Source organism: Geodermatophilus sp. SYSU D01119 (assembly GCF_054049975.1).
Genome location: NZ_JBJGYL010000024.1, coordinates 1 through 19,854, shown reverse-complemented (window position 1 = coordinate 19,854; position 19,854 = coordinate 1). Strand labels below are relative to the sequence as shown.

Sequence of the window (19,854 nt, the reverse complement as noted above, 5' to 3'; positions counted from 1 at the left end):
GGACAGCGGGGCCCCGGATCCGCCCGCGGGGGCGTGATCACCCGTCTACCGTGGAGCGCATGAGCGATGTGCCGTTCGGCTTCGGGCTCCCCGACCGCGACCCCGAGCGCCGCGACCAGCCGAACCCGAACGACCCGTTCGGCTTCGGCGCGCTGTTCGGGGCCGGTGGCGCCGGCGGCACGCCCGAGGAGCTGCTGGGCAAGATGCCGCTGTTCGCCGAGCTGCAGAAGCTCATGAACTGGTCGGGCGGCCCGGTGAACTGGGACCTCGCGCGGCAGGGTGCGATCAGCGGGCTGGCCACCGGCACGCAGCCGACGTCGGAGGCCGAGCGCGCCGCCGTCACCGAGGCGCTGCGGCTGGCCGACCTGTGGCTGGACCAGGTGACCGACCTGCCCTCCGGCGTCGACCGCGCCGTGGCCTGGTCGCGCGTGGAGTGGGTGGAGCAGACGCTGCCGGCGTGGAGCCGGCTCATCGACCCGCTGGCGGAGAAGGTCGTCGCGGCGATGACCAGCGCGCTGCCGCAGGAGGCCATGGCGATGGCCGGGCCGCTGGCCGGGATCATGGGCCGGATGGGCGGGCTGATGTTCGGCGCCCAGGTCGGCCAGGCCATGGGCCGGCTGGCCGGCGAGGTGCTGACCGGCACCGAGGTGGGGCTGCCGCTGGCGCCGGCCGGCTCCGGGGTGCTCGTGCCGCAGAACGTCGCGGAGTTCGCCGGGGGCCTCGACCGCCCGGCCGACGAGGTGCGGCTGTTCCTCGCCCTGCGCGAGGCGGCGTCGCTGCGGCTGTTCGCGCACGTGCCGTGGCTGCGCCAGCAGCTGCACGACGCCGTCCACGCCTACGCCCGCGGCATCACGATCGACCGCGAGGCCATCGAGCGCGGCCTCAACGACGCGATGGGCTCGATGGGCGGCGGGTTCGACCCGTCGAACCCCGAGGCGATCCAGGAGCTGCTGGGCAGCGGCCTGCTCGAGCCGGAGGAGACGCCCGAGCAGCAGATGGCGCTGCGCCGGCTGGAGACGCTGCTCGCGCTGGTCGAGGGCTGGGTCGACGCCGTCGTCGCGGCCGCGGCCGGTGAGCGGCTGCCCGGGCACGGCGCGCTGGCCGAGACGATGCGCCGGCGCCGCGCCTCCGGCGGTCCCGCGGAGCAGACGTTCGCCACGCTCGTCGGCCTGCAGCTGCGCCCGCGCCGCCTGCGCGACGCCGCCACCGTCTGGGGCGCCATGGCGCAGCGGTACGGGTCGGCCGAGCGCGACCGGCTGTGGTCGCACCCCGACCTGCTGCCCACCTCCGACGACCTCGACGAGCCGCTGGACTTCGTGGCCCGCCAGGGTGTCGACGACGAGCTGCGCGCCCTCACCGAGGAGGCGGAGGCCCAGGGCGGTGGCGACACCGCCTCGGACGACGGGGACTCGGGCGGCGACGCGGACGGTGGGGACTCCCCCACCCGCTGAGGCCGCCCTGCGGGGCGCCCGAGGAGTGGGGGCCGGAGGCTCCCGCGATCGAGCGGCGGGATGGGCTCAGCGCACGTCGGGGACGGCACCTGGTCGCGGTGTCGGCCGGTAGGCCGACGGAGCACCCAGTGGGCCGGTAGGCCGACGGAGCACTCAGTCGACGAGGTCGTCGTCCCCGGCCGGGGCGGCGCCGTCGGCGCGGGCGGACTCCACGCCCTCGAGGAAGCCGCGGGCCCGCTCGGCCTGCGGGTACCGCGCCACCAGCGCCCAGAAGCGGGCGTCGTGCGCGGCCTCGAGCAGGTGCGCCAGCTCGTGCACGAGCACGTAGTCGACGACGTAGGCCGGCATCGTGCGCAGCCGGCTGGACAGCCGGATGCTGCCGTCGGCCGGGGTGCACGAGCCCCAGCGGCGTTGCTGGTTGTCCACCCACCGCACGCTGGCCGGGCGGGCGGCGCCGTCGAGGTGCGCCTCCGACAGCGCCCGCGCCCGGGCCATCAGCTCGTCGTCGCCGCCCACGGACCGCCGGCGGCGCTCCTCGCGGGTCTGCAGCTTGGCCACCATCTGCGCCACCCAGCGCCGCTCCTCCGCGGGCGTGAAGGCAGCGGGGATGAGCACGACCGTGCGACCGGACTCGCGGTAGGCGGTCACCGTCCGGCGGCGCCGGGCGCTGCGGCGGACCTCGACCGGCCCGAGCGCCGAGGCGGGGCCGTGCGAGGAGTCGGGGGTCGTTCCGGGCACGGGAGGACCGTAGTTGCCCGCCCCTCCCCGACGCGCCCGGGGGAGCCACCCGCTCGGGTACGAGTCGCACGGACGGTGGACAGCCGGGCGGACCGCCGGGCCCTCCCGCCGTCCACAGCCCCCGCGGGGCGTCGTCGCAGGTGACGGACCTGTTCCGGGACGCGGGCCGGGGACGCTCCACCGCCCCGTCCCCGGCCCGCGCACAGGGACACGCCGCCGGGTCCCCACGCTGCCCACAGGACTGTCCACAGGCTGTGGGCAGCGTGGGCACCCGGGGCCGCCCGCCGCGCCGGGTCGGACGGTGCCGTCCGGGTAGCGTTCCGCGACGAGGGCGCCCGGAGCGGGGGTCGAGCATCCGGAGGGGAGACGGACGTGGCGGAGAGCTACAACGGCTACTGCGTGAAGTGCAAGGAGAAGCGGGACTTCGACGGCGAGGTCAAGGTCAGCGAGTCCGGCCGCCGGATGGCCCAGGGCACCTGCCCGGTCTGCGGCACCAAGATGAACCGGATCCTCGGCAAGGCCTGACCTCCGGGACCGGCTCCACGACGGCGGCGTCCGCACGGCGGGCGCCGCCGTCGCCGTCCCACGGCCCTGTGGACAGCGCGGGCGGGACCGCGCGGTCCGCTGGCACCCTGCGCCGGTGCCCGACGCCCATCCCCTCCTGCCGCCCGGCACGCCGCTGCTGCACCGCGCCCCCGACGCCCTGCAGGTCGGCGGGGTCGACGGGCCCGGCGCGGTGCTCACCGGCACCGACCCCGCCGCCCTCACCGGCCTGCTGCGCGGCCTCGACGGCCACCGCACCCGCCGGGCGGTCCTCGCCGACGCCGCCGCGTCCGGGCTGGACCCCGGCCCGGTCGGCGCGCTCCTCGACGCCCTGCGCGACGCCGGCACCCTCGTCGACGCCGACGCCGCCGACCTGCTGGCCTCCGACGCCGGGCCGGCCGCCGCCGCCCGCACCGCCGCCGAGCTCCCCGCCACGCGCTCGGGGGCCGGGCGCTGGCGGGCCCGCCGGGCGGCCGCCGTCGTCGTCGACGGCGCCACCCGCGTCGGCGTGCCGCTCGCGGCGCTGCTGGCCGCCAGCGGCGTCGGCCGGACCGTCGTCAGCGACGACGGCGTGGTGACCGCCGCGGACGCCGTCGTCGGCGGGCTGGGCGCCGGCGACGAGGGCCGCCCGCGCGGGCCGGCCGCCGCCGACGCCGTGCGCCGCGCCGCTCCGCTGGCCGACCTGCGCCCGCTGCCGTCCGGCGTCTCCCCCGACCTGGTCGTGCTGTCGCGGCCGTGGTCGGCGTCGGACCCGCTGGTCGCCGGGCTGCACGACGCCGGGGTGCCGCACCTGGTGGCCACGGTGCGCGGCCAGACCGGCGTCGTCGGGCCGCTCGTGGTGCCCGGGGTGACCAGCTGCCTGCGCTGCGCCGACCTGCACCGCCGCGACACCGACCCGCGCTGGCCGCTGCTCGCCGCCCAGCTGGCCACCGGTGCGGGGCCGGCCGGCGGAGCGACGCTCACCTGCTGGGCCACCGGCCTGGCCGCCGCCCAGCAGGTGCTGGCCTATCTCGACGGCAGCGGGAGCCCCGCGACGCTGTCCGGCGCGCTGGAGCTGCGCCCGCCTGACCTGGTCCCCCGCCGCCGGCCCTGGCCCGCGCACCCCTCGTGCGGGTGCACCGGCGGCCCGATCGGGGAGCCGGTCCCCCGTCCCGTCAGCGGCGACGGCGTCCGGGAGGGGACAATGGCACGGTGAGCGACGACGCACGGGGGATCCCGAGGGGCTCGATCTCACGGACCGCCCGGTTGGCGTCGCTCCCCCTGGGTGCGGCGGGTCGCGCCACGCTCGGCATCGGCAAGCGGCTGTCGGGCCGGTCCTCGGAGGCCGTGACCGCCGAGCTGCAGCAGCGCACCGCCGAGCAGCTGTTCGCCGTGCTCGGCCAGCTCAAGGGCGGGGCGATGAAGCTCGGCCAGACGCTGTCGGTGTTCGAGGCCGCGGTGCCCGAGGAGGTGGCCGCCCCCTACCGCGAGGCGTTGGTCAAGCTGCAGGAGGAGGCGCCGCCGATGCCGGTGCGGACCGTGCACGCGGTCCTCGCCCAGCAGCTCGGCGGCACCTGGCGCACCCGGTTCCGCGACTTCGACGACCAGCCCGCGGCGGCGGCCAGCATCGGCCAGGTGCACCGGGCCACGTGGCGCGACGGCCGCGACGTCGCCGTGAAGATCCAGTACCCGGGCGCCGCGACCGCCCTGATGGCCGACCTCAACCAGCTCGCCCGCTTCGCCCGCCTGTTCGCCGCGGTGTTCCCCGGCATGGACGTCAAGCCGCTGATCGCCGAGCTGAAGGCCCGGGTCGTCGAGGAGCTCGACTACGGCCTGGAGGCCGATGCGCAGCGGCAGTTCGCCGCCGCGTTCGCCGGCGACCCGCAGATCGTCGTCCCGCGGGTGGTGGCCAGCGCGCCGAAGGTCGTCGTGTCGGAGTGGCTCGAGGGGGTGCCGCTGTCCCGGGTGATCACCGACGGCACCCGCGAGCAGCGCGACCGCGCCGGCCACCTGATGGCGGTGCTGCACTTCTCCGCGCCGTCGCGGGCGCGCCTGCTGCACGCCGACCCGCACCCGGGCAACTTCCGGCTGGTCGAGGGCGACCGGCTGGGCGTCATCGACTTCGGCGCCACCGCGCGCCTCCCCGACGGGCTGCCCGAGCCGATCGGCCGGCTGGTGCGGTGGGCGCTGGAGGGCCGCGCCGAGGAGGTGCTGACCGACCTGCGCGCCGAGGGCTTCGTGCGGCCGGGCATCGAGGTGGACGCCCAGGGCGTGCTCGACTACCTGCGGCCGATGCTCGAGCCCATCGAGCGGGAGACCTTCCGCTTCACCCGCGCGTGGATGCAGGAACAGGCCGCCCGGCTCGCCGACCCGCGCAGTGACGCGAGCAAGCTCGGCCGCCAGCTCAACCTGCCGCCGGCCTACCTGCTCATCCACCGCGTGACCATCGGCTCGATCGGGGTGCTCTGCCAGCTCGACGCCGCCGCCGGCTACCGGGGTGTCCTCGAGGAGTGGCTGCCCGGCTTCCGCGGCTGAGCCACCTCGGGGACGACAGGAGGCCGGGTCCCCGACGCACCGGGAGCGTCGGGGACCCGGCCTCGACCGGGAGGGGCACCGCGTGCCCCTGGGGATCGCCGCCGCTCAGCGGACGGCGGCGCTGGCCCGCGCGGCACGCCGGCTGGCGTACTCCGCGCGGCGGGCCCACCGGCGTGCGGCCCGCAGTCGCCGGACGCGGCCGGCGGTGTCGGCCTCCGCGCGCAGCTCGGTCAGCCGCGTGGTGGCCAGGTCGTACTCGTAGCTGTACATCGTGGGTCCTCGGTGCTCGTCGGGCGTGGGTGCCCGGTGGGAGTGCTCTCGCTGTCGGCTGTCGCCGTCCCCGCTCACGCGGCGACGACCTTGCGGGGACGACCCCGCGGACGCTTGCGGGCGATCACGACGCCCCGCTCGAAGATCTCGCCGCCCCAGACGCCCCAGGGCTCACCGCGGTCGAGCGCGCCCGCCAGGCAGGCGTCGCGGACCGGGCAGTCGCCGCACAGGACCTTGGCCTGCTCGAGGGCCGCGGGGCTCTCGGCGAACCACAGGTCCGGGTCGTCGGTCCCGCGGCACGGCAGGGGGCGCCGCACGGGCGCCGGGGCCAGGGGCGTGTGCGGCGTCCTCGGGGTGGCGCCACCGGTCCGGGGGAGCCCGGGTCGGCGGTGGGACGTCGGGCGGTCGATCGTCTGCTGCACTGCCGCTCCTCCTCGTACTCGTCGTCTGCGCGGCCGGCGGGGGCCCGCCGACCGGGTGGTCGGGGCCGGGTGCCGCGAGAAAGACGAAGGCCGCGGATCCCGGGGTTCGGGTTCCGCGGCCTCGAGGAGGACCGGTCGAGCGCTAGCTCTGCGGTCTCCCCGGGGAGTGGATCCCGAGGGTGGTGCTGTTGTCGATGTCGGTGCGGTGGCCGCCGAGGACGGTGGCGGCGGGGGCGAACTGCTCGGTGCCGCGCAGGCCGGTGGGCAGACCGGTCCCCTGGAACGGGGCGGTGGGCGCAGCAACGGCCGTGCCGGTCAGGTCGAACGGCGTCATCGACCGGACGACGGCGTAGCGCGGACGGGCCGACAGGACGGCGTCCCGGACGTCCTTCCAGGCGACGCCGCAGCCGGCCGGACGCACGTCGAGGCCGCCCGGCGCGGCGACCCCGGCGGGGGCGAGAGCGAAGCGCATGTCGATCATCGGAACCCCTCCTCCCGGGGTCGGAGCCGGCGGTCGGGCCGGTCTCGGTCTGGCGCGCCGGCGGGGTCCCCCGCGGCGCAGACAGGACAGTAGGGAAGGCCACACGGGCGGCGCAACGCAATTAACGAGCGCGTCGCCGAGGCGGGGGACGCCACGCCGGAGGACCGTGCGGTGGGCACGCTCCGTGACCGGCTAGCCCCCGACGGTCGCGAGGACGTCCTCGCCGTAGAGGTCGAGCTTCCGCGCCCCGATGCCCGGCAGGCTCGACAGCTCCTGGATGCTCGTCGGCCGCGCCTCGGCGATGGCCTGCAGCGTGGCGTCGGTGAAGACGACGTAGGCCGGGACCGAGGCCGCTTGCGCGGTGCTGCTGCGCCAGGCGCGCAGCCGCTCGAACAGCTCCCCGGCCTCGCCCTCGAGGACGACCTTGGCTCTCTTCGGCTTGCGCTGCGGCGCCGGCGCGGTGGGCGACGAGCCCGGCACCAGCCCCTCGAGGAAGCGGCTGCGCTGGCGGGGCCGCTTGGCCCCGGGGTTGCGCACGAGCGACCAGGACAGCGTGAGCTGCTCGCGGGCCCGGGTGACGGCGACGTAGAGCAGCCGCCGCTCCTCCTCCACCGCGTCCGGGCGCGACAGCGACTGGGAGATCGGGACCACGCCGTCGACCAGGCCGACGACGAACACCGCGTCCCACTCCAGGCCCTTGGCGGCGTGCATCGAGGCGAGCGTGACGCCCTGCACCGTGGGCGCGTGCTGGGCGTCGGCCCGCTCGGCGAGGTGGGCGACGAAGCGCGGCAGGTCGGTGCTCGGGTCCTCGGCGACCAGGTCGACGGCGAGGTCGACGAGCGCGGCCAGCGACTGCCAGCGGTCGCGCGCCGCTCCCCCGGGCGGCGGCCGGTGCTCCACCCAGCCGGTGGAGGCCAGCACGTCGCGCACGGTGGGCACGAGCATGCCGGGGTCGCTGCCGCCGGCCGCCGCACCGCGCAGCAGGACGATCGCCTCGCGGACCTCGGGCCGCTCGAAGAACCGCTCCCCGCCCTTGAGCACGTAGGGCACGCCGGCGTCGGCCAGCGCCGACTCGTAGACCTGCGACTGGGCGTTGATGCGGAACAGCACCGCGATCTCCGACGCCGGTGTCCCGCCCTCGATCAGGGCGCGGCAGGCCTGGGCCACGGCGGCGGCCTCGGCGGGCTCGTCGGCGTGCTCGAAGAAGCGGGGCTCGGGGCCCTCGGCGCGCTGGCCGAGCAGCTTGAGCCGGAACATGCTCCTGCGCTCCGGGGCCTGCCCGATGAGCTTGTTCGCGAGCCCGACCACCTGCGGCGTCGAGCGGTAGTCGCGCTCGAGCTTGACCACCTCGGCGTCGGGATACCGGTCGGCGAAGCCGAGCAGGTAGTCGGGGTCGGCGCCGGTGAAGGAGTAGATGGTCTGGTTCGGGTCGCCGACGACGCACACCGAGGCCCGCCCGCCGAGCCACGCGTCGAGCAGCCGCTGCTGCAGCGGGTTGACGTCCTGGTACTCGTCGACGACGAAGTGCCGGTACTGCGCGCGCACCTGGCGGGCGACGTCCGGGTGCTCCTCCAGCGCGAACGCCGTGACCAGGAGCAGGTCCTCGAAGTCGAGCATGCCGTCGCGCTGCTTGGCCGACTCGTAGGAGGCGTACACCCGGGCGACGGTGGCGGCGTCGAAGGGCGGCTCGCGGCCCGCGGCCTGGGCGCGCGCCGGGTAGTCCTCGGGCGTGGCCAGGGTGGTCTTGGCCCACTCGATCTCGCTGGCGAGGTCGCGCAGGCTGGTGCGGTCGGTGGTCAGCCGCGCGCGGGCGGCGGCGGTGGCGACCACGCGCAGCTTGTTCTCCACGAGCGCCGGCATCGGCCCGCCGAGCACGCGCGGGGCGAAGTAGCGCAGTTGCCGCATCGCCGCGGCGTGGAAGGTGCGCGCCTGCACCCCGCCGACGCCGAGGCCGGCCAGCCGGGAGCGCAGCTCGCCGGCGGCGCGGGCGGTGAACGTCACGGCGAGGACCTGCTCGGGCACGAAGGCGCCGACGTGCACGCCGTAGGCGATGCGGTGGGTGATCGTGCGGGTCTTGCCCGTGCCGGCGCCGGCGAGGATGCACACCGGCCCCTCCACGGCCGACGCGGCGGCGCGCTGCTCCTCGTCGAGCCCGGCGAGCACGGCCTCGGCCCCGGCGGAGGGGGCGGCGGACCTGGGCAGGTCGGCGGTCCGCGGCATGCGGTCGTACTCCTCGGGGGGACGGGGCGGGCGTGCAGCACCGAGTCTCCCAGCCCCTGCCGACATCCGGCCGGGACACCCCGCGGCTGTGGAGGGAAGGTCCCGCGGCCCCCGGGCGTTCACCCACGGCGGGACGCCCTGCGCCCCGGACCGATCGACCGCTCCCTGGGAGGACCCCGAGTGACTGCCGCACCCGCCGCCGTGACGATGTACACCACCACCTGGTGCGGGTACTGCGTGCGGCTCAAGAAGCTGATGCAGCGCGAGGGCATCCAGTACGCCGAGGTCGACATCGAGCGCGACCCCGCCGCGGCCGACGTCGTCATGCAGGCCAACGGCGGCAACCGCACCGTCCCGACGCTCGTCTTCGCCGACGGCAGCGCGCTGACCAACCCGAGCATCGACCAGGTGAAGTCCCAGCTCGCCCAGCAGCCCGGCGCCTGACCGGCGGGTGCTGCACGGTCCGCGACCCCCGGCGGTGCATCATCTGCCCCGGCGGGTCGCGACCGTGACCGCCGCCCGAGCCCCGGCCACCCGGCCGGTCACCCCCACGGGAGACGCTGACGTGACCTCGGACGCCGTGCCCTCCCCCGTGCCCTCCCCCGTGCCCTCGTCCCCCGGCGGGGACGGCCCGTCGGTGGTCGTCGCTCGGACCGGCGGCGGCTGGCGGGTGCTCGCGCCCGGCCGCGCCCAGGACGTGGGCGACCTGCTCGAGGGCATGTCGCTCGCCGACCTGGTGGCCGAGGAGCTCGGCGGCGCCACCGACCCCGACCGCACCGCCCGCCGCGCGGCCCGCGGCAACGGCGACGCGGCCCCCGACGCCGACCCCCGCGACGCGCGGATCGCCGCGCTGGAACGGACCGTCGCCCAGCTCGAGCACGCCCTCGCCGCCCGCGTGGCCACCGAGCGCGCCATCGGCGTCCTCGCCGAGCGGCACGCCACCGCACCGCGCACCGCCTTCGAGTTGATGCGCGGCCAGGCCCGCTCCCTCGGCCGCCCGGTGCACGAGCTCGCCCGCGAGGTGATGGCCACCCTCGACCGGCTCGCCGAGCCGACGACGCCCGCCGTCCCCGCGGCCCCGTCCGCCGATCCCGTCCCGGTGCTGCCGCCGGTCCCGCGCCGCCCACCGGGCCGGCGGGTCGAGCGCGGCGCGCACCGGCCCGGCCCCGCGGTCCCGGCGGACGGCCGCCCCTGAGCGGTCCGGAGCCGCTGACCCCGGGCGCGCTGGCCGACCGGCTGGCCGCCCTCCTCGCCGACGCCGATCCCGAGCCGGGCGCCGCCGCGCTGCGCGTGGCCGTCGACGGCCCCGACGTCGCCGACCCGCAGGCGCTCGCCCGGGCGGTCGCCGAGCGGCTGCCCCCGCTCGGCCGCCCTGCCGTCGTCGTGCCCGCGGCCGGGTTCCTCCGGCCGGCCTCGCTGCGGCTCGAGCACGGCCGCACCGACCCCGACGCCCGCTACACCGACTGGCTGGACGCCCGGGCGCTGGCCCGCGAGGTCCTCGACCGGGTCGGTCCCGGCGGCCCCGCCGAGTACCTGCCGGTGCTGTGGGACGTCACGCGCGACCGCGCGGCGCGGGCCGGCTACGAGCCGATGCCCCCGCGCGGGGTGCTGCTCGTGCCGGGCCCGCTGCTGCAGGGCGTGGGGCTGGCGTTCGACGTCGTCGTCCACCTGCGGGTGGCCCCCGCCGCCCGGCGACGGCGGTTCCCGGCGGAGCAGGCCTGGGAGCTGCCGGCCTTCGACCGCTACGACGACGAGGTCGACCCCGCCGCCCTGGCCGACGCCGTGGTGCTCGCCGACCGGCCGGAGCACCCGGCGCTGGTGCTCCAGGGACGCTTCAGCTGACGGAGGGCCCCGACCTCCCCACCCCTCGCGAGCTCAGGGCGGGCCCCTGGTCGGGCCCGACGGCACACCCGTCCTGCGGGCTCAGGCCAGCTGGCCGTCGACCCAGCGGTCGATGAGGTGCCGGGCGATGGAGACCGGCGGCGGCAGCGCCTCGGGGCCGTTGCCCGAGACCAGCTCGTCGCGGGTCCACCAGCGGGCCTCCTCGATCTCCGTGGGGTCGAGGCGCAGCTCGAGGTCGCCGACCGCTCGGGCGACGAAACCGAGCATCAGCGACTGCGGGAACGGCCAGGGCTGGCTGCTGACGTAGCGGACGTCGGTGACGGTGAGCCCGACCTCCTCGGCCACCTCGCGGGCGACCGCGCCCTCCGCCGACTCCCCCGGCTCGACGAACCCGGCGAGCACCGAGAACCGCCCGGGCGGCCAGACCGCCTGGCGGCCCAGCACGCAGCGGTCGCCGCCGTCGTGGACGAGCATGATCACCGCCGGGTCGGTGCGCGGGAACAGCTCGACGCCGGTCTCCGGGTCGCGCTGCACCCAGCCGGCCCGCTCGATCGTCGTCGGGGCGCCCGAGACCGGGCTGAACCGCGCGCGCTCGTGCCACTCGAGGATGCCGATGGCCTCGGCCAGCAGGCCGGCGTCGAGGTCGCCGAGGTCGGTGCCGAGCTCGCGCAGCCCGGACCAGGCGTCGACCGGCCGGCCGTTGACGGTGAGCGCCCGCTCACCGCGGACGGCGGCGTAGGGCACGCCGTCGGCCTCGCCGAGGTAGACCGCGCCGATCGGGAGGGCGGGCTGCTCGTCCCAGACCAGCGCCGGGCCGTCGGGGCCCTCGGCCACGGGGACGGCGCGCCGCTCGTCGACGGTGAGCACCCGCACCGGCCGGCCGCGGGTGGGGTCGGGCAGCGAGCGGCCGAGGTGGTCGCGGTCGTGCGCCGAGCGGGAGAGCACCGGCACGACGCCGGTGGTGCGCGGCGTGCCGGCCGGCCAGTTGCCCCGGGTGACGTCCTCGGGCGTGCTGCCGCCCGGCGGGACACTCACGCCGGGTCCGCCGCGGCCGCGCTCGCGGTGACGTCGACCGGGCCGAGCGCCCGCAGGCCCTCGGTGATCCGCTCGGCGTCGCCGACGACGACGCCGGTCAGCGCAGCCGGGGCGAGGTAGCGGCGGGCGGCGTCCTGCACCTGCTCGACGGTGACCTCGGCAAGCGCCCGCTGGTGCTCGGCCAGCCACTCCGCCGGCAGGCCCGACCCGGCCAGCGCCGACAGGGTGCTGGCCAGCCCGGCGTGGGTGGCGGTGGACAGGGCCATCGAGCCGAGGACGTAGCGGCGGGCGGCGTCGAGCTCGGCCTCGGTGACCGGCGCGAGCGCCATCCGGCCCAGCTCGGCCCACGTCTCGACGAACGCCGCACCGGTGACCTCGGTGGCGACGTCGGCCTCGACGAGGAACGAGGAGGCCGCGGCCAGGTGGTCGACGGCGCTGCGCGGGCTGTAGGAGTAGCCGCGGCGCTCGCGGATGTTCTCGACCAGCCGCGAGGAGAAGTAGCCGCCGAAGACCATGCTGGCCAGCCGGACCGCGGGCAGGTCGGGGTCGGTGCGCCCGGGCGCGGGGCCGCCGAGGCGGATGTTGGACTGCACGGCGCCCGGCCGGTCGACCACCTCGAGGTGGCCGGGGGCGAGCGCCGGCGCGGGCGGGGCGCCGGCGGCGGTGCCCTCGCCGGTCCACTCCCCCAGCGCCGCGGCGACGGCGTCGGTGGCTGCGGCGGCCTCGAGATCGCCGACGAGGACCAGGGTGCTGCCGGCGGGCAGGACCCGCTCGCGGTGCAGCTTGCGCAGCGCCGCGGCGCCGACCTTGCCGACGAGCTCGGGCGCCGGCAGCTGCGCGGCGTACGGGTGGGTGCCGTAGCGGCGGGCGGCCAGCGCCGACCGGGCGATGACGCCGGGCTGGGACCGCGCGATGGCGATCCGCTCGGCGACCCGGTCCCGCTCGCCCTCGACCTGGTCGGCCGGGTAGGCGGCGCCGGTGAGCACCTCGGCCAGCAGCTCGAGCACCGGCGCCAAGCCCTCGCTGAGCAGGGTGGTGGAGAACAGCAGCCGGTCGGGGTCGGCGGCGACGGTGAGCTCCGCGCCGTGGCCCTGCAGCGCCTCCGCGAGGCCGGTCGCGTCCCGCCGGGAGGTGCCGAGCAGGACGGCGCCGGAGAGCACGGAGGCGCGGGCGGTGTGCTGGGCGGCGCCGCGCGGCGTGGTGGCCGCGAAGGGCACCCGCAGCCGCAGCTCGACCAGCGGGACGCCGGGCCGCGGCACGACGACGACGGTCAGGCCGCTGGGCAGCGTCGTCGTCGCCACCTCGGGGACCGGCTGGGGACGCGGCTCGCCCAGCGGCGGGATCAGGTCCAGGTCGAGGACCGGCGCGCTCATCGGGCTCCTCCGGTGGCCTTCAGCTCGAGGATCGCGGCCGTGCCCGGGTCGAGGCCCCGCGCGGCCGTCTGCACCTGGTCGGGGGTGACGGCGGCCAGCCGGGCGGCGATCTCCCCGGCCAGCTCGGCGCGGCCGTGCACGAGCTCGGCGCCGGCGAAGGCGAGCGTGCGGCCGAGCACGGAGTCGGCCTGGCGCAGCAGCTGCGCGCCCGTGCGGGCCTGCACGCGGGCCAGCTCCTCGGCGCTCACGCCCTCGGTGGCCACGCGACCGATCTCCTCGTGCACGGCGCCGAGGACGTCGTCGACCCCGACGGCGGCCGGGTGGTGCACCTGCGTGGTGAGCAGCGTGGCGTCGCGGACGTCGAACGGGTCGCCGAACAGGCCGACGTAGCTGCTCTGGGCGACGGCGAGGCGGTCGTCGTGGACGAGCCGGCGCTCGAGGCGGGAGGCGTCGCCCTCGCTGAGCAGCTCGGCGAGCAGGACGGTGCCGAGGTAGGTGTCGAGGTCGCCGACCGGGTCGGGCACCCGCCAGCCGAGGGCGACGGCGGGCGCGGGGGCCAGCCGGTCCTCGACGACGTCGCGGCGCACCGTCGTCGGCGAGGGCTCGCCGGTGGGCGGCGTCGGCGGGACGTCGCGGGCCTCCACCGGGCCGAACCAGCGGCGCACCAGGCGCTCGGTCTCGGCGACGTCGAGGTCGCCGCCGATGCACAGCACCGCGTTGCCCGGAGCGTAGTAGCGGGAGAAGAAGTCGGTGGCGTCGTCGACGGTGGAGCTCTCCAGGTCGACGAAGGAGCCGTAGCCGTCGTGGGTGTTGGCGAAGCTCTCGAACGCGATCTGCGGCAGCTGCAGCCAGGGGAAGGCGCCGTAGGGGCGGTTGAGGACGTTGACCCGGATCTCCTCCTTCACCACGTCGATCTGGTTGCGGAGGTTCTCCTCGGTGATGGCCGGTGCGGCCATGCGGTCGGCCTCGAGGAACAGCGCGCGTTCGAGCGCCTCGGCCGGCAGTGCCTCGTAGTAGTTCGTGTAGTCCTGGTGCGTGGAGCCGTTGAACGTGCCGCCGGCGGCCTGCACCAGGCGGGCGTGCTCCATCTTCGGCACGTGCGCCGAGCCCTGGAACATCATGTGCTCGAAGAGGTGGGCGAAGCCGGTGCGCCCCTCCGGCTCGTTGCGCATGCCCACGTCGTAGAAGACGGTCACGGCGACGACCGGCACGCTGCGGTCGGGTGCGAGGACGACCCGCAGCCCGTTGTCGAGCGAGAAGCGTTCCACCGGGTGCCGCAAGGTCAGATCGGCCCCTACTGCTGTCACGGACCGACCCTAACCACGCGGGCGCCGGAGCCGCCGGGCGGCCGACGAGCGGGGCCCGCAGGGTCCCCGAGGAGGCCGCGACCGCAGGTGCGTCGCAGGGCCGGGACGGCACCTGCAGCGTCATGCGAGGTGAGCCGCCCTGCGAGGGCCGCATCCGGGGACGGGCCCGGAGGGTCCTCACCCGATGCGGCGGCAGGGCTCCGCGCAACAGGGGGACGGCACCTGGCCGCGGTGCGGTCCGGAGGACCGCGATGTCAGAGCACGTCGATGTCGCCCACGACGCGGTCGATGACGCCGTAGAGCTCGGCGTGCGTGTTGGGGATCGAGACGTAGAGCAGCGCCGGGTCGGCGCGGCCGACGTCGATGACCAGCAGCGCGGCCCGCTCGCCGGTGGAGTCGTAGCCCTCGACGTCCCAGGTGAGCTGGAACTCGATCAGGTGGGCGTTGCGGCCGTCGACGGTGAGGGCCTCGTCGCGCAGCACCTCGCGCTCGTTCGGGTACGGGTAGTAGAGCGTGCGGACGCTGTCGGCCAGCGCCGTCACGGTGGCCTGCTCGCTGCCCGGGCCGGTCCAGCCGTAGCCGTCGGCGACGGGGCCGGAGGTGCACTGGGCGATGAAGATGCCCCCGTCCGGGGTGCCCTCCTGGGTGGTGAAGTACTGGCCGGCGATGGTGCGCGTCTCGGCCATCGGACCCAGGTCGTACTCGAACCAGCCGTTGCCGAGGAACGGGTAGGAGATGCCCGCCTCCTCGTCGATGATCCGCACGGTGCCGGGCGGGAACTCCGTGCCCGACGGGCCGGCGGCCACCGGCGGGTCGTCGGCGACGGTCGTGCCGCCCCCGCCGCCGGACAGCCCGACGACGAGCGCCACGACCACCACCGCGACGACGGCGAGGACGGAGCCCGCCACCCACCACGCGGTGCGCGGGCGGCGGGCGGGCGGCGGCGGAACGTCGTCCCACTGGCCGGCGCCCCAGCCCGCCTGCGGCCGGGGCGCGAGGGCCACCGGCGGGGTCTGCACGGCGACGCCGGGGCCGGCCGGCGTCGTCACGTCCGACCAGCTCTCCCCGTTCCACCAGCGCACCATCCCGGCGGCCCCGTCGGGGTCGGGGTACCAGCCCGCCGGCGCGGTCGTCAGCCCAGGTCCGGTCACGGGGGTCAGGGTAGGACGGCGACCCCGCCGCTCAGGGCTCCCGCGGCGCGCCGCGACCCATCAGTAGCCGCGGTCGGCGTCGTCCCACCAGCTGCGCAGGTCGTAGAGGCCCGGGGCGCCACCGCCGCGCTGCTCGGCGATCCCGTAGGTGCCGAGGTCGTCCCAGGTCCACGCGAGGACCGCGTCGCCGTCGCCGTCGACCCAGCAGGCGACCCGGCCGACCTCGGCGTCGTCGTCGTCCAGGACGGGGAACCAGCCGGAGGGGCCGGGCTCGCCGTCGAGCTCCTGGCCGCAGTCGTAGCGCTCGTCGAGCTGCTCGAGGCCCTCGCGCTCGATGTCGGCGGCGAGAGCCCGGGCGGCGCCGTCACCGTCGTGCGCCCGGTACGTGCTGCCGGTGACCTCGGCCTCCGCGTCGGCCGGGCAGGTCACCTCGCGGAGGACGCCGTCGCCGGGGTCGGTGCCGGCGCAGTCGCCGATGGCGACTCCGGCCGGCAGGGCCGCGGCGACCAGCCGCTCCCCCGCGCCGGCCGCGGCGTCGCCGGCGTCGTCGGACCGCAGCGCGACCACGACCAGGGCGACGGAGAGCGCCAGGGCGAGCAGCCCGGCGAGGGCGGCGACCACCCACGGCAGCCGGGGGCCGCGGGCGGCGGGCGCGGGGCCGGCGGGCGGGCGCTGCCCGACGGTGGTCGGCGGCGCGGGCGGGCGGCCGGTGCCCTGCTGACGGGTGACGGCGCGGCCCGGGGCGCCGCCGGCGGCCGGGCCGACGGTGGTGCCGGCGTCGGCCGGGACGGGGACGCCGCTCTGCGCGAGCGCCGCCCGCGCGGCGGCGGCCATGGCCCCGGCGGTCGGCCAGCGCTGGTCGCGGTCCTTGGCCAGGCCGCGGAGGACGACGCCGTCGAGCGCGGGCGGGATGCCGGGGGCCAGGGCCGACGGCGGGGGCGGCGGCTCGTGCATGTGCGCGGCCATGAGCGCGACCGGCTCGCTCGCCGGGAACACGCGACGGCCGGTGAGCGCCTCGAAGAGCACGCAGGCGAGCGAGTAGACGTCGGCGCGGCCGTCGGGCGGCCCGCTGCCGAACCGCTCGGGCGCCATGTACTCGGTGCTGCCGACGGCGGTGCCCGTGCTGGTCAGCGCGGGACCGGTGCCCTCGGTGGTGCGGGCGATGCCGAAGTCGGCGAGGTAGCAGAAGTCCTCGCCGGGGGCCGAGCGCAGGAGGTCACCGCCGTCGCCGCGGCCGACGAGCAGCACGTTGGACGGCTTGACGTCGCGGTGCACGAGCCCGCCGGCGTGCGCGGCGTCCAGCGCGCGGGCCACCTGCCCGACGACGTCGACCGCCCGGGCCGGGGACAGCCGCCCGCCGCGGCGGAGGAGGGAGGCGAGGTCCTCGCCCTCGACCAGGCGCATGTCGAGGAACAGCTGGCCGTCGATCTCCCCGAACCGGTGGATGGGGATGACGTGCGGCTCGTTGAGCCGGGCGGCGATGCGCGCCTCGCGGCGGAAGCGCTCGCGGTAGCCCTCGTCGGCGGCCCAGCCGGGGTGCAGCACCTTCAGGGCGACGTCGCGCTCGTGCTCGTCGTCGTGGGCGCGCAGCACCGCGCCCATCCCGCCGCTGCCCAGCTCGCCGAGGACCCGGTAGGGCCCGAAGCGGCCCCCCACCTCGGGCGCGGTCACCGCGCCGCCAGCTCCCGCCACAGGTGGGCCGCCGCCTCCGCGCCGCGGTGCAGCATCGGCAGCAGGACCCGCTCGTTGGGCGAGTGGATGCGGTCGGTGGGGAGCCCCGCGCCGAGGAACAGCAGGGGCGCGCCGAGCTCGCCGGCGATCGCCGCCTCGGGTCCGCTGCCGCCCTCGCGGGTGAGCAGCACGTCCTCCGGCGCGGTGTCGAAGGCCTGGCCGATGGCGGCCAGGAGCGCGTCCATGTGCGGGGAGTCCAGGTCGCTGGCGCAGGGCGCGACGCCGCCGGGCGGGGTGTGCACCTCGGCCTCGATGCCCTCGGGGACGTTGGCCTCCACCCAGGCGCGCAGCATCGGCCCGATGTCCTGCGGCCGCTGGTCGGAGACGAGCCGGAAGGTCACCTTGGCGTGCGCCTCGGCGGGGATGATCGTCTTGTGGCCGGGGCCGGTGTAGCCGCCCCACATGCCGTTGACCTCGGCGGTCGGGCGGGCGCCGGTCCGCTCCAGGGTGCTGAAGCCGGCCTCGCCGTAGGTGGCGCGCGAGGCGGCGGGCCCGGCCAGCCAGGCCTGCTCGTCGAAGGGCACCCGCGCCATGAGTTCGCGCTCGCGGTCGGACAGCGGGCGCACCGCGTCGTAGAAGCCGGGGAGGGTGACCCGCCCCTGCTCGTCGTGCAGCTCCGCGATCAGCTCCGCCAGGGCGTGCAGCGGGTTGGGCACGGCGCCGCCGAACGAGCCGGAGTGCAGGTCGACCGCCGGGCCGCGCAGCGTGATCTCGGCGTCGGCCAGCCCGCGCATGGCGGTGACCGCGCTGGGCACGTCGGGTGCGGCCATGCCGGTGTCGCTCACCACGACGACGTCGCAGTCGAGCCGGTCGCGGCGTTCCCGGAGCAGCGCCTCGAAGTGCGGCGACCCGGACTCCTCCTCCCCCTCGACGAGCAGCTTGACCGTGACGGCGGGGGTGTCGCGGCCGGTGGCGGCGAGGTGGGCCCGCAGCCCGAGCAGGTGGACCACCAGCACGCCCTTGTCGTCGCTGGCCCCGCGGCCGTGCAGCTCGGGGCCGTCGGGGCCCTCGACGCGCGTCGGCTCGAACGGCGGGTGCTCCCACAGCTCCAGCGGGTCGACCGGCTGCACGTCGTGGTGGCCGTAGACCAGCGCGACCGGGGCGCCGACGTCGGCGCTGGGCCACTCGGCGTACACGGCGGGCGCGCCGGGGGTCGGCCAGATCTCGACGGTCGGGAAGCCGGTCCGGCGCAGCGCCTCGGCCAGCCACTCGGCGCTCGCGGCGACGTCGGGGGCGTGCGCGGGGTCGGCCGAGATGGACGGGATGCGCACCCAGGCGTCGAGGTCGGCGTGCAGGTCGTCGAGGTGGGCCTGCACGAAGTCGCGTTCCGGGCTCGTCACGGTCGCCGACGGTAGCGGCGCCGACGGGCGCCGTCCGCCCCGGCCACTAGGTTCGGCGACATGGCCGGAGAGCTGCTGCGGGTGGACGTGGGCGACCTCACCTTCGACGTGCGGGCCGACGGCCCCGAGGACGGGCGGCCGGTGGTGCTGCTGCACGGCTTCCCCGAGACCTCGGCGTCGTGGGCGGCGGTCACCCCGCGGCTGACCGAGGCGGGGCTGCGCACCTACGCCGTCGACCAGCTCGGCTACTCCCCCGGCGCCCGCCCGCAGGAGGTCGAGGCGTACGCGCTGACCAACCTCGCGCAGGTCACCGCGGACCTGATGACCGCGATGGAGGTGCCGGTCGCCGACGTGGTCGGGCACGACTGGGGCGCCAACGTCGCCTGGGCGCTGGCCGGCTGGCACACCGACCGGGTGCGCTCGCTGACCGCCGTCTCGGTCCCGCACCCGACCGCGTTCACCGCCGCCTACCGCAGCGACCCGGAGCAGAAGGAGCGCTCGGCCTACATCCGGCTGTTCTGGCAGGAGGGCAAGGCCGAGGAGGTGCTGCTCGCCGACGACGCGCGGCGGCTGCGCCGGATGTACGGCGACGCCGTCGACCGGGAGGCCGTCGACGAGTACGTGGCGGTGCTGTCGGCGCCGGGCGCGCTGACCGCGGCGCTCAACTGGTACCGGGCGATGAGCTCGCAGACGCCGGTCGACGACGTCACGGTGCCGACGACGTTCGTGTGGAGCGACGCCGACATCGCGATCGGCCGGATCGCCGCGGAGGGCTGCGGTGAGTTCGTCGCCGGCGACTACCGCTTCGTCCAGCTGCCGGGCGTGAGCCACTGGATCCCCGAGGAGGCGCCCGACCAGCTGGCCGCGGCGATCCTGGACCGGATCGCCTCCAGCTGACGGTGCACGTCCTCACCTTCCGCACCCACCCGGACGAGGGCTACCCGGGTGCGCTGCGGATGGTGCCCGTCGTCGACGGGGTCCCGCTGACCGAGCTGGTGACGGCGTTCGAGGTGGAGCGCAGGTTCGACGACCCGGCCGGCGGCTACGACGGCGTGACCGCCACCGGGAGTGCCGTCGAGGACCACGCCCGGGACCTCGTGTCCCGCTCGTGGACGCGCCGTCCGCGACGGGTCCAGGTGCTCGGTTGTGACTGCGGCATCTCGGCGTGCTGGCCGCTCGAGGCACGGGTCGTGCTCGGGGACCGCACCGTCACCTGGGACCGGTTCCGCCAGCCGCACCGGCCGCGGCGCGACTACTCCGCTCTCGGGCCGTTCGTCTTCGACGCGGCCGCCTACCGGGCTGCGGTCGCTGCGCTCGTACACCCGGGCGGTCCGGGCGGCCGCTGACCGCCCGTCCTCACCGTGGGGGGGGGGGGGGCGCGCCCCCGGGGCGGGGGTGGGGGCGGCGCGCGGGGCGGTGCGTCGTCAGACACAACA

At 77.1% G+C, this 19,854-nt stretch carries 20 protein-coding genes; 9 read left to right on the top strand and 11 right to left on the bottom strand.

The genetic code is table 11. The annotated features are described in order from the left end of the window. The first annotated feature begins 59 nt into the window (after window positions 1-59). Window positions 60-1,451, top strand: coding sequence for a zinc-dependent metalloprotease (locus ACI79X_RS17365; protein ID WP_457026668.1), 1,392 nt, complete (start codon window positions 60-62; stop codon window positions 1,449-1,451). Window positions 1,452-1,604: 153 nt separating this feature from the next. On the opposite strand, the gene ACI79X_RS17360 is transcribed toward ACI79X_RS17365, so the two are convergent. Next, window positions 1,605-2,189: a M48 metallopeptidase family protein gene (locus ACI79X_RS17360; RefSeq protein ID WP_457026667.1), complete on the bottom strand. Its 585-nt coding sequence runs from the start codon at window positions 2,187-2,189 to the stop codon at window positions 1,605-1,607. A 372-nt stretch (window positions 2,190-2,561) separates the two neighbouring features. Here ACI79X_RS17360 and ACI79X_RS17355 point away from each other — a divergent pair, with 372 nt between their 5' ends. The 3 genes from ACI79X_RS17355 to ACI79X_RS17345 all read left to right on the top strand — a co-directional run bounded on the left by ACI79X_RS17355 (window position 2,562) and on the right by ACI79X_RS17345 (window position 5,246). Next, entirely contained in the window at window positions 2,562-2,714 is a 153-nt protein-coding gene (locus tag ACI79X_RS17355) for a DUF5679 domain-containing protein (protein WP_012950213.1), read from the top strand. 115 nt (window positions 2,715-2,829) lie between these two features. Further along, entirely contained in the window at window positions 2,830-3,927 is a 1,098-nt protein-coding gene (locus ACI79X_RS17350; RefSeq protein WP_457026666.1) for a ThiF family adenylyltransferase, read from the top strand. 50 nt (window positions 3,928-3,977) lie between these two features. Then, on the top strand, window positions 3,978-5,246 hold the full coding sequence (locus ACI79X_RS17345) for an ABC1 kinase family protein (protein ID WP_457026665.1): 1,269 nt from the start codon (window positions 3,978-3,980) through the stop codon (window positions 5,244-5,246). Window positions 5,247-5,351: 105 nt separating this feature from the next. On the opposite strand, the gene ACI79X_RS17340 is transcribed toward ACI79X_RS17345, so the two are convergent. From ACI79X_RS17340 to ACI79X_RS17325, 4 genes are all read right to left on the bottom strand, one after another. Continuing rightward, on the bottom strand, window positions 5,352-5,516 hold the full coding sequence (locus tag ACI79X_RS17340) for a hypothetical protein (RefSeq protein ID WP_457026664.1): 165 nt from the start codon (window positions 5,514-5,516) through the stop codon (window positions 5,352-5,354). A 74-nt stretch (window positions 5,517-5,590) separates the two neighbouring features. Next, window positions 5,591-5,833, bottom strand: a complete 243-nt coding sequence (locus ACI79X_RS17335) for a WhiB family transcriptional regulator (RefSeq protein WP_457026663.1) — start codon at window positions 5,831-5,833, stop codon at window positions 5,591-5,593. 247 nt (window positions 5,834-6,080) lie between these two features. Then, complete coding sequence (locus tag ACI79X_RS17330; protein ID WP_457026662.1) at window positions 6,081-6,419, bottom strand: hypothetical protein; 339 nt, start codon at window positions 6,417-6,419, stop codon at window positions 6,081-6,083. A 192-nt stretch (window positions 6,420-6,611) separates the two neighbouring features. Then, a complete protein-coding gene (locus ACI79X_RS17325; RefSeq protein ID WP_457026661.1) occupies window positions 6,612-8,639 on the bottom strand; it encodes an ATP-dependent helicase in 2,028 nt (675 codons plus the stop codon). A 180-nt stretch (window positions 8,640-8,819) separates the two neighbouring features. Between ACI79X_RS17325 and ACI79X_RS17320 the strand changes: the two genes are divergently transcribed. From ACI79X_RS17320 to ACI79X_RS17310, 3 genes are all read left to right on the top strand, one after another. Further along, window positions 8,820-9,083: a mycoredoxin gene (locus ACI79X_RS17320; RefSeq protein ID WP_457026660.1), complete on the top strand. Its 264-nt coding sequence runs from the start codon at window positions 8,820-8,822 to the stop codon at window positions 9,081-9,083. 121 nt (window positions 9,084-9,204) lie between these two features. Next, the gene (locus ACI79X_RS17315; protein WP_457026659.1) at window positions 9,205-9,834 is read left to right on the top strand and encodes an ANTAR domain-containing protein; all 630 of its coding nucleotides are present in this window, start codon (window positions 9,205-9,207) and stop codon (window positions 9,832-9,834) included. Window positions 9,835-9,929: 95 nt separating this feature from the next. Further along, window positions 9,930-10,481, top strand: coding sequence for a uridine kinase (locus ACI79X_RS17310; protein ID WP_457026658.1), 552 nt, complete (start codon window positions 9,930-9,932; stop codon window positions 10,479-10,481). Between the two features lie 81 nt (window positions 10,482-10,562). Here the strand turns inward: ACI79X_RS17310 and nudC are convergent, their stop codons facing one another. The 6 genes from nudC to ACI79X_RS17280 form a co-directional block, all read right to left on the bottom strand. Further along, complete coding sequence (gene nudC / locus ACI79X_RS17305) at window positions 10,563-11,516, bottom strand: NAD(+) diphosphatase (RefSeq protein ID WP_457026657.1); 954 nt, start codon at window positions 11,514-11,516, stop codon at window positions 10,563-10,565. After that, window positions 11,513-12,889 carry a M16 family metallopeptidase gene (locus tag ACI79X_RS17300; protein ID WP_457026656.1) on the bottom strand — a complete coding sequence of 459 codons (1,377 nt, stop codon included), beginning with the start codon at window positions 12,887-12,889 and terminating at the stop codon, window positions 11,513-11,515. Before ACI79X_RS17300 ends, nudC begins: the two co-directional genes overlap by 4 nt. Further along, complete coding sequence (locus tag ACI79X_RS17295; protein WP_457026655.1) at window positions 12,886-14,196, bottom strand: M16 family metallopeptidase; 1,311 nt, start codon at window positions 14,194-14,196, stop codon at window positions 12,886-12,888. Before ACI79X_RS17295 ends, ACI79X_RS17300 begins: the two co-directional genes overlap by 4 nt. 254 nt (window positions 14,197-14,450) lie before the next feature. Continuing rightward, window positions 14,451-15,347: a DUF2510 domain-containing protein gene (locus tag ACI79X_RS17290; protein ID WP_457026654.1), complete on the bottom strand. Its 897-nt coding sequence runs from the start codon at window positions 15,345-15,347 to the stop codon at window positions 14,451-14,453. Window positions 15,348-15,407: 60 nt separating this feature from the next. After that, window positions 15,408-17,018 carry a serine/threonine-protein kinase gene (locus ACI79X_RS17285; RefSeq protein WP_457026653.1) on the bottom strand — a complete coding sequence of 537 codons (1,611 nt, stop codon included), beginning with the start codon at window positions 17,016-17,018 and terminating at the stop codon, window positions 15,408-15,410. Further along, the gene (locus tag ACI79X_RS17280) at window positions 17,015-18,418 is read right to left on the bottom strand and encodes a M20/M25/M40 family metallo-hydrolase (protein ID WP_457026652.1); all 1,404 of its coding nucleotides are present in this window, start codon (window positions 18,416-18,418) and stop codon (window positions 17,015-17,017) included. The genes ACI79X_RS17285 and ACI79X_RS17280 overlap by 4 nt, the downstream gene beginning before the upstream one ends. A gap of 60 nt (window positions 18,419-18,478) precedes the next feature. On the opposite strand from ACI79X_RS17280, the gene ACI79X_RS17275 reads away from it, so the two are divergent. Next, complete coding sequence (locus ACI79X_RS17275) at window positions 18,479-19,315, top strand: alpha/beta fold hydrolase (RefSeq protein WP_457026651.1); 837 nt, start codon at window positions 18,479-18,481, stop codon at window positions 19,313-19,315. A 2-nt stretch (window positions 19,316-19,317) separates the two neighbouring features. After that, entirely contained in the window at window positions 19,318-19,764 is a 447-nt protein-coding gene (locus ACI79X_RS17270) for a hypothetical protein (protein ID WP_457026650.1), read from the top strand. Window positions 19,765-19,854: the final 90 nt, after the last annotated feature.

Coding starts and splice junctions, on each gene's coding strand:
- ACI79X_RS17330 (WP_457026662.1), bottom strand. CDS start 6,419: ATGATCGACATGCGCTTCGCTCTCGCCCCCGCCGGGGTCGCCGCGCCG.
- ACI79X_RS17275 (WP_457026651.1), top strand. CDS start 18,479: ATGGCCGGAGAGCTGCTGCGGGTGGACGTGGGCGACCTCACCTTCGAC.
- ACI79X_RS17365 (WP_457026668.1), top strand. CDS start 60: ATGAGCGATGTGCCGTTCGGCTTCGGGCTCCCCGACCGCGACCCCGAG.
- ACI79X_RS17325 (WP_457026661.1), bottom strand. CDS start 8,639: ATGCCGCGGACCGCCGACCTGCCCAGGTCCGCCGCCCCCTCCGCCGGG.
- ACI79X_RS17340 (WP_457026664.1), bottom strand. CDS start 5,516: ATGTACAGCTACGAGTACGACCTGGCCACCACGCGGCTGACCGAGCTG.
- ACI79X_RS17300 (WP_457026656.1), bottom strand. CDS start 12,889: ATGAGCGCGCCGGTCCTCGACCTGGACCTGATCCCGCCGCTGGGCGAG.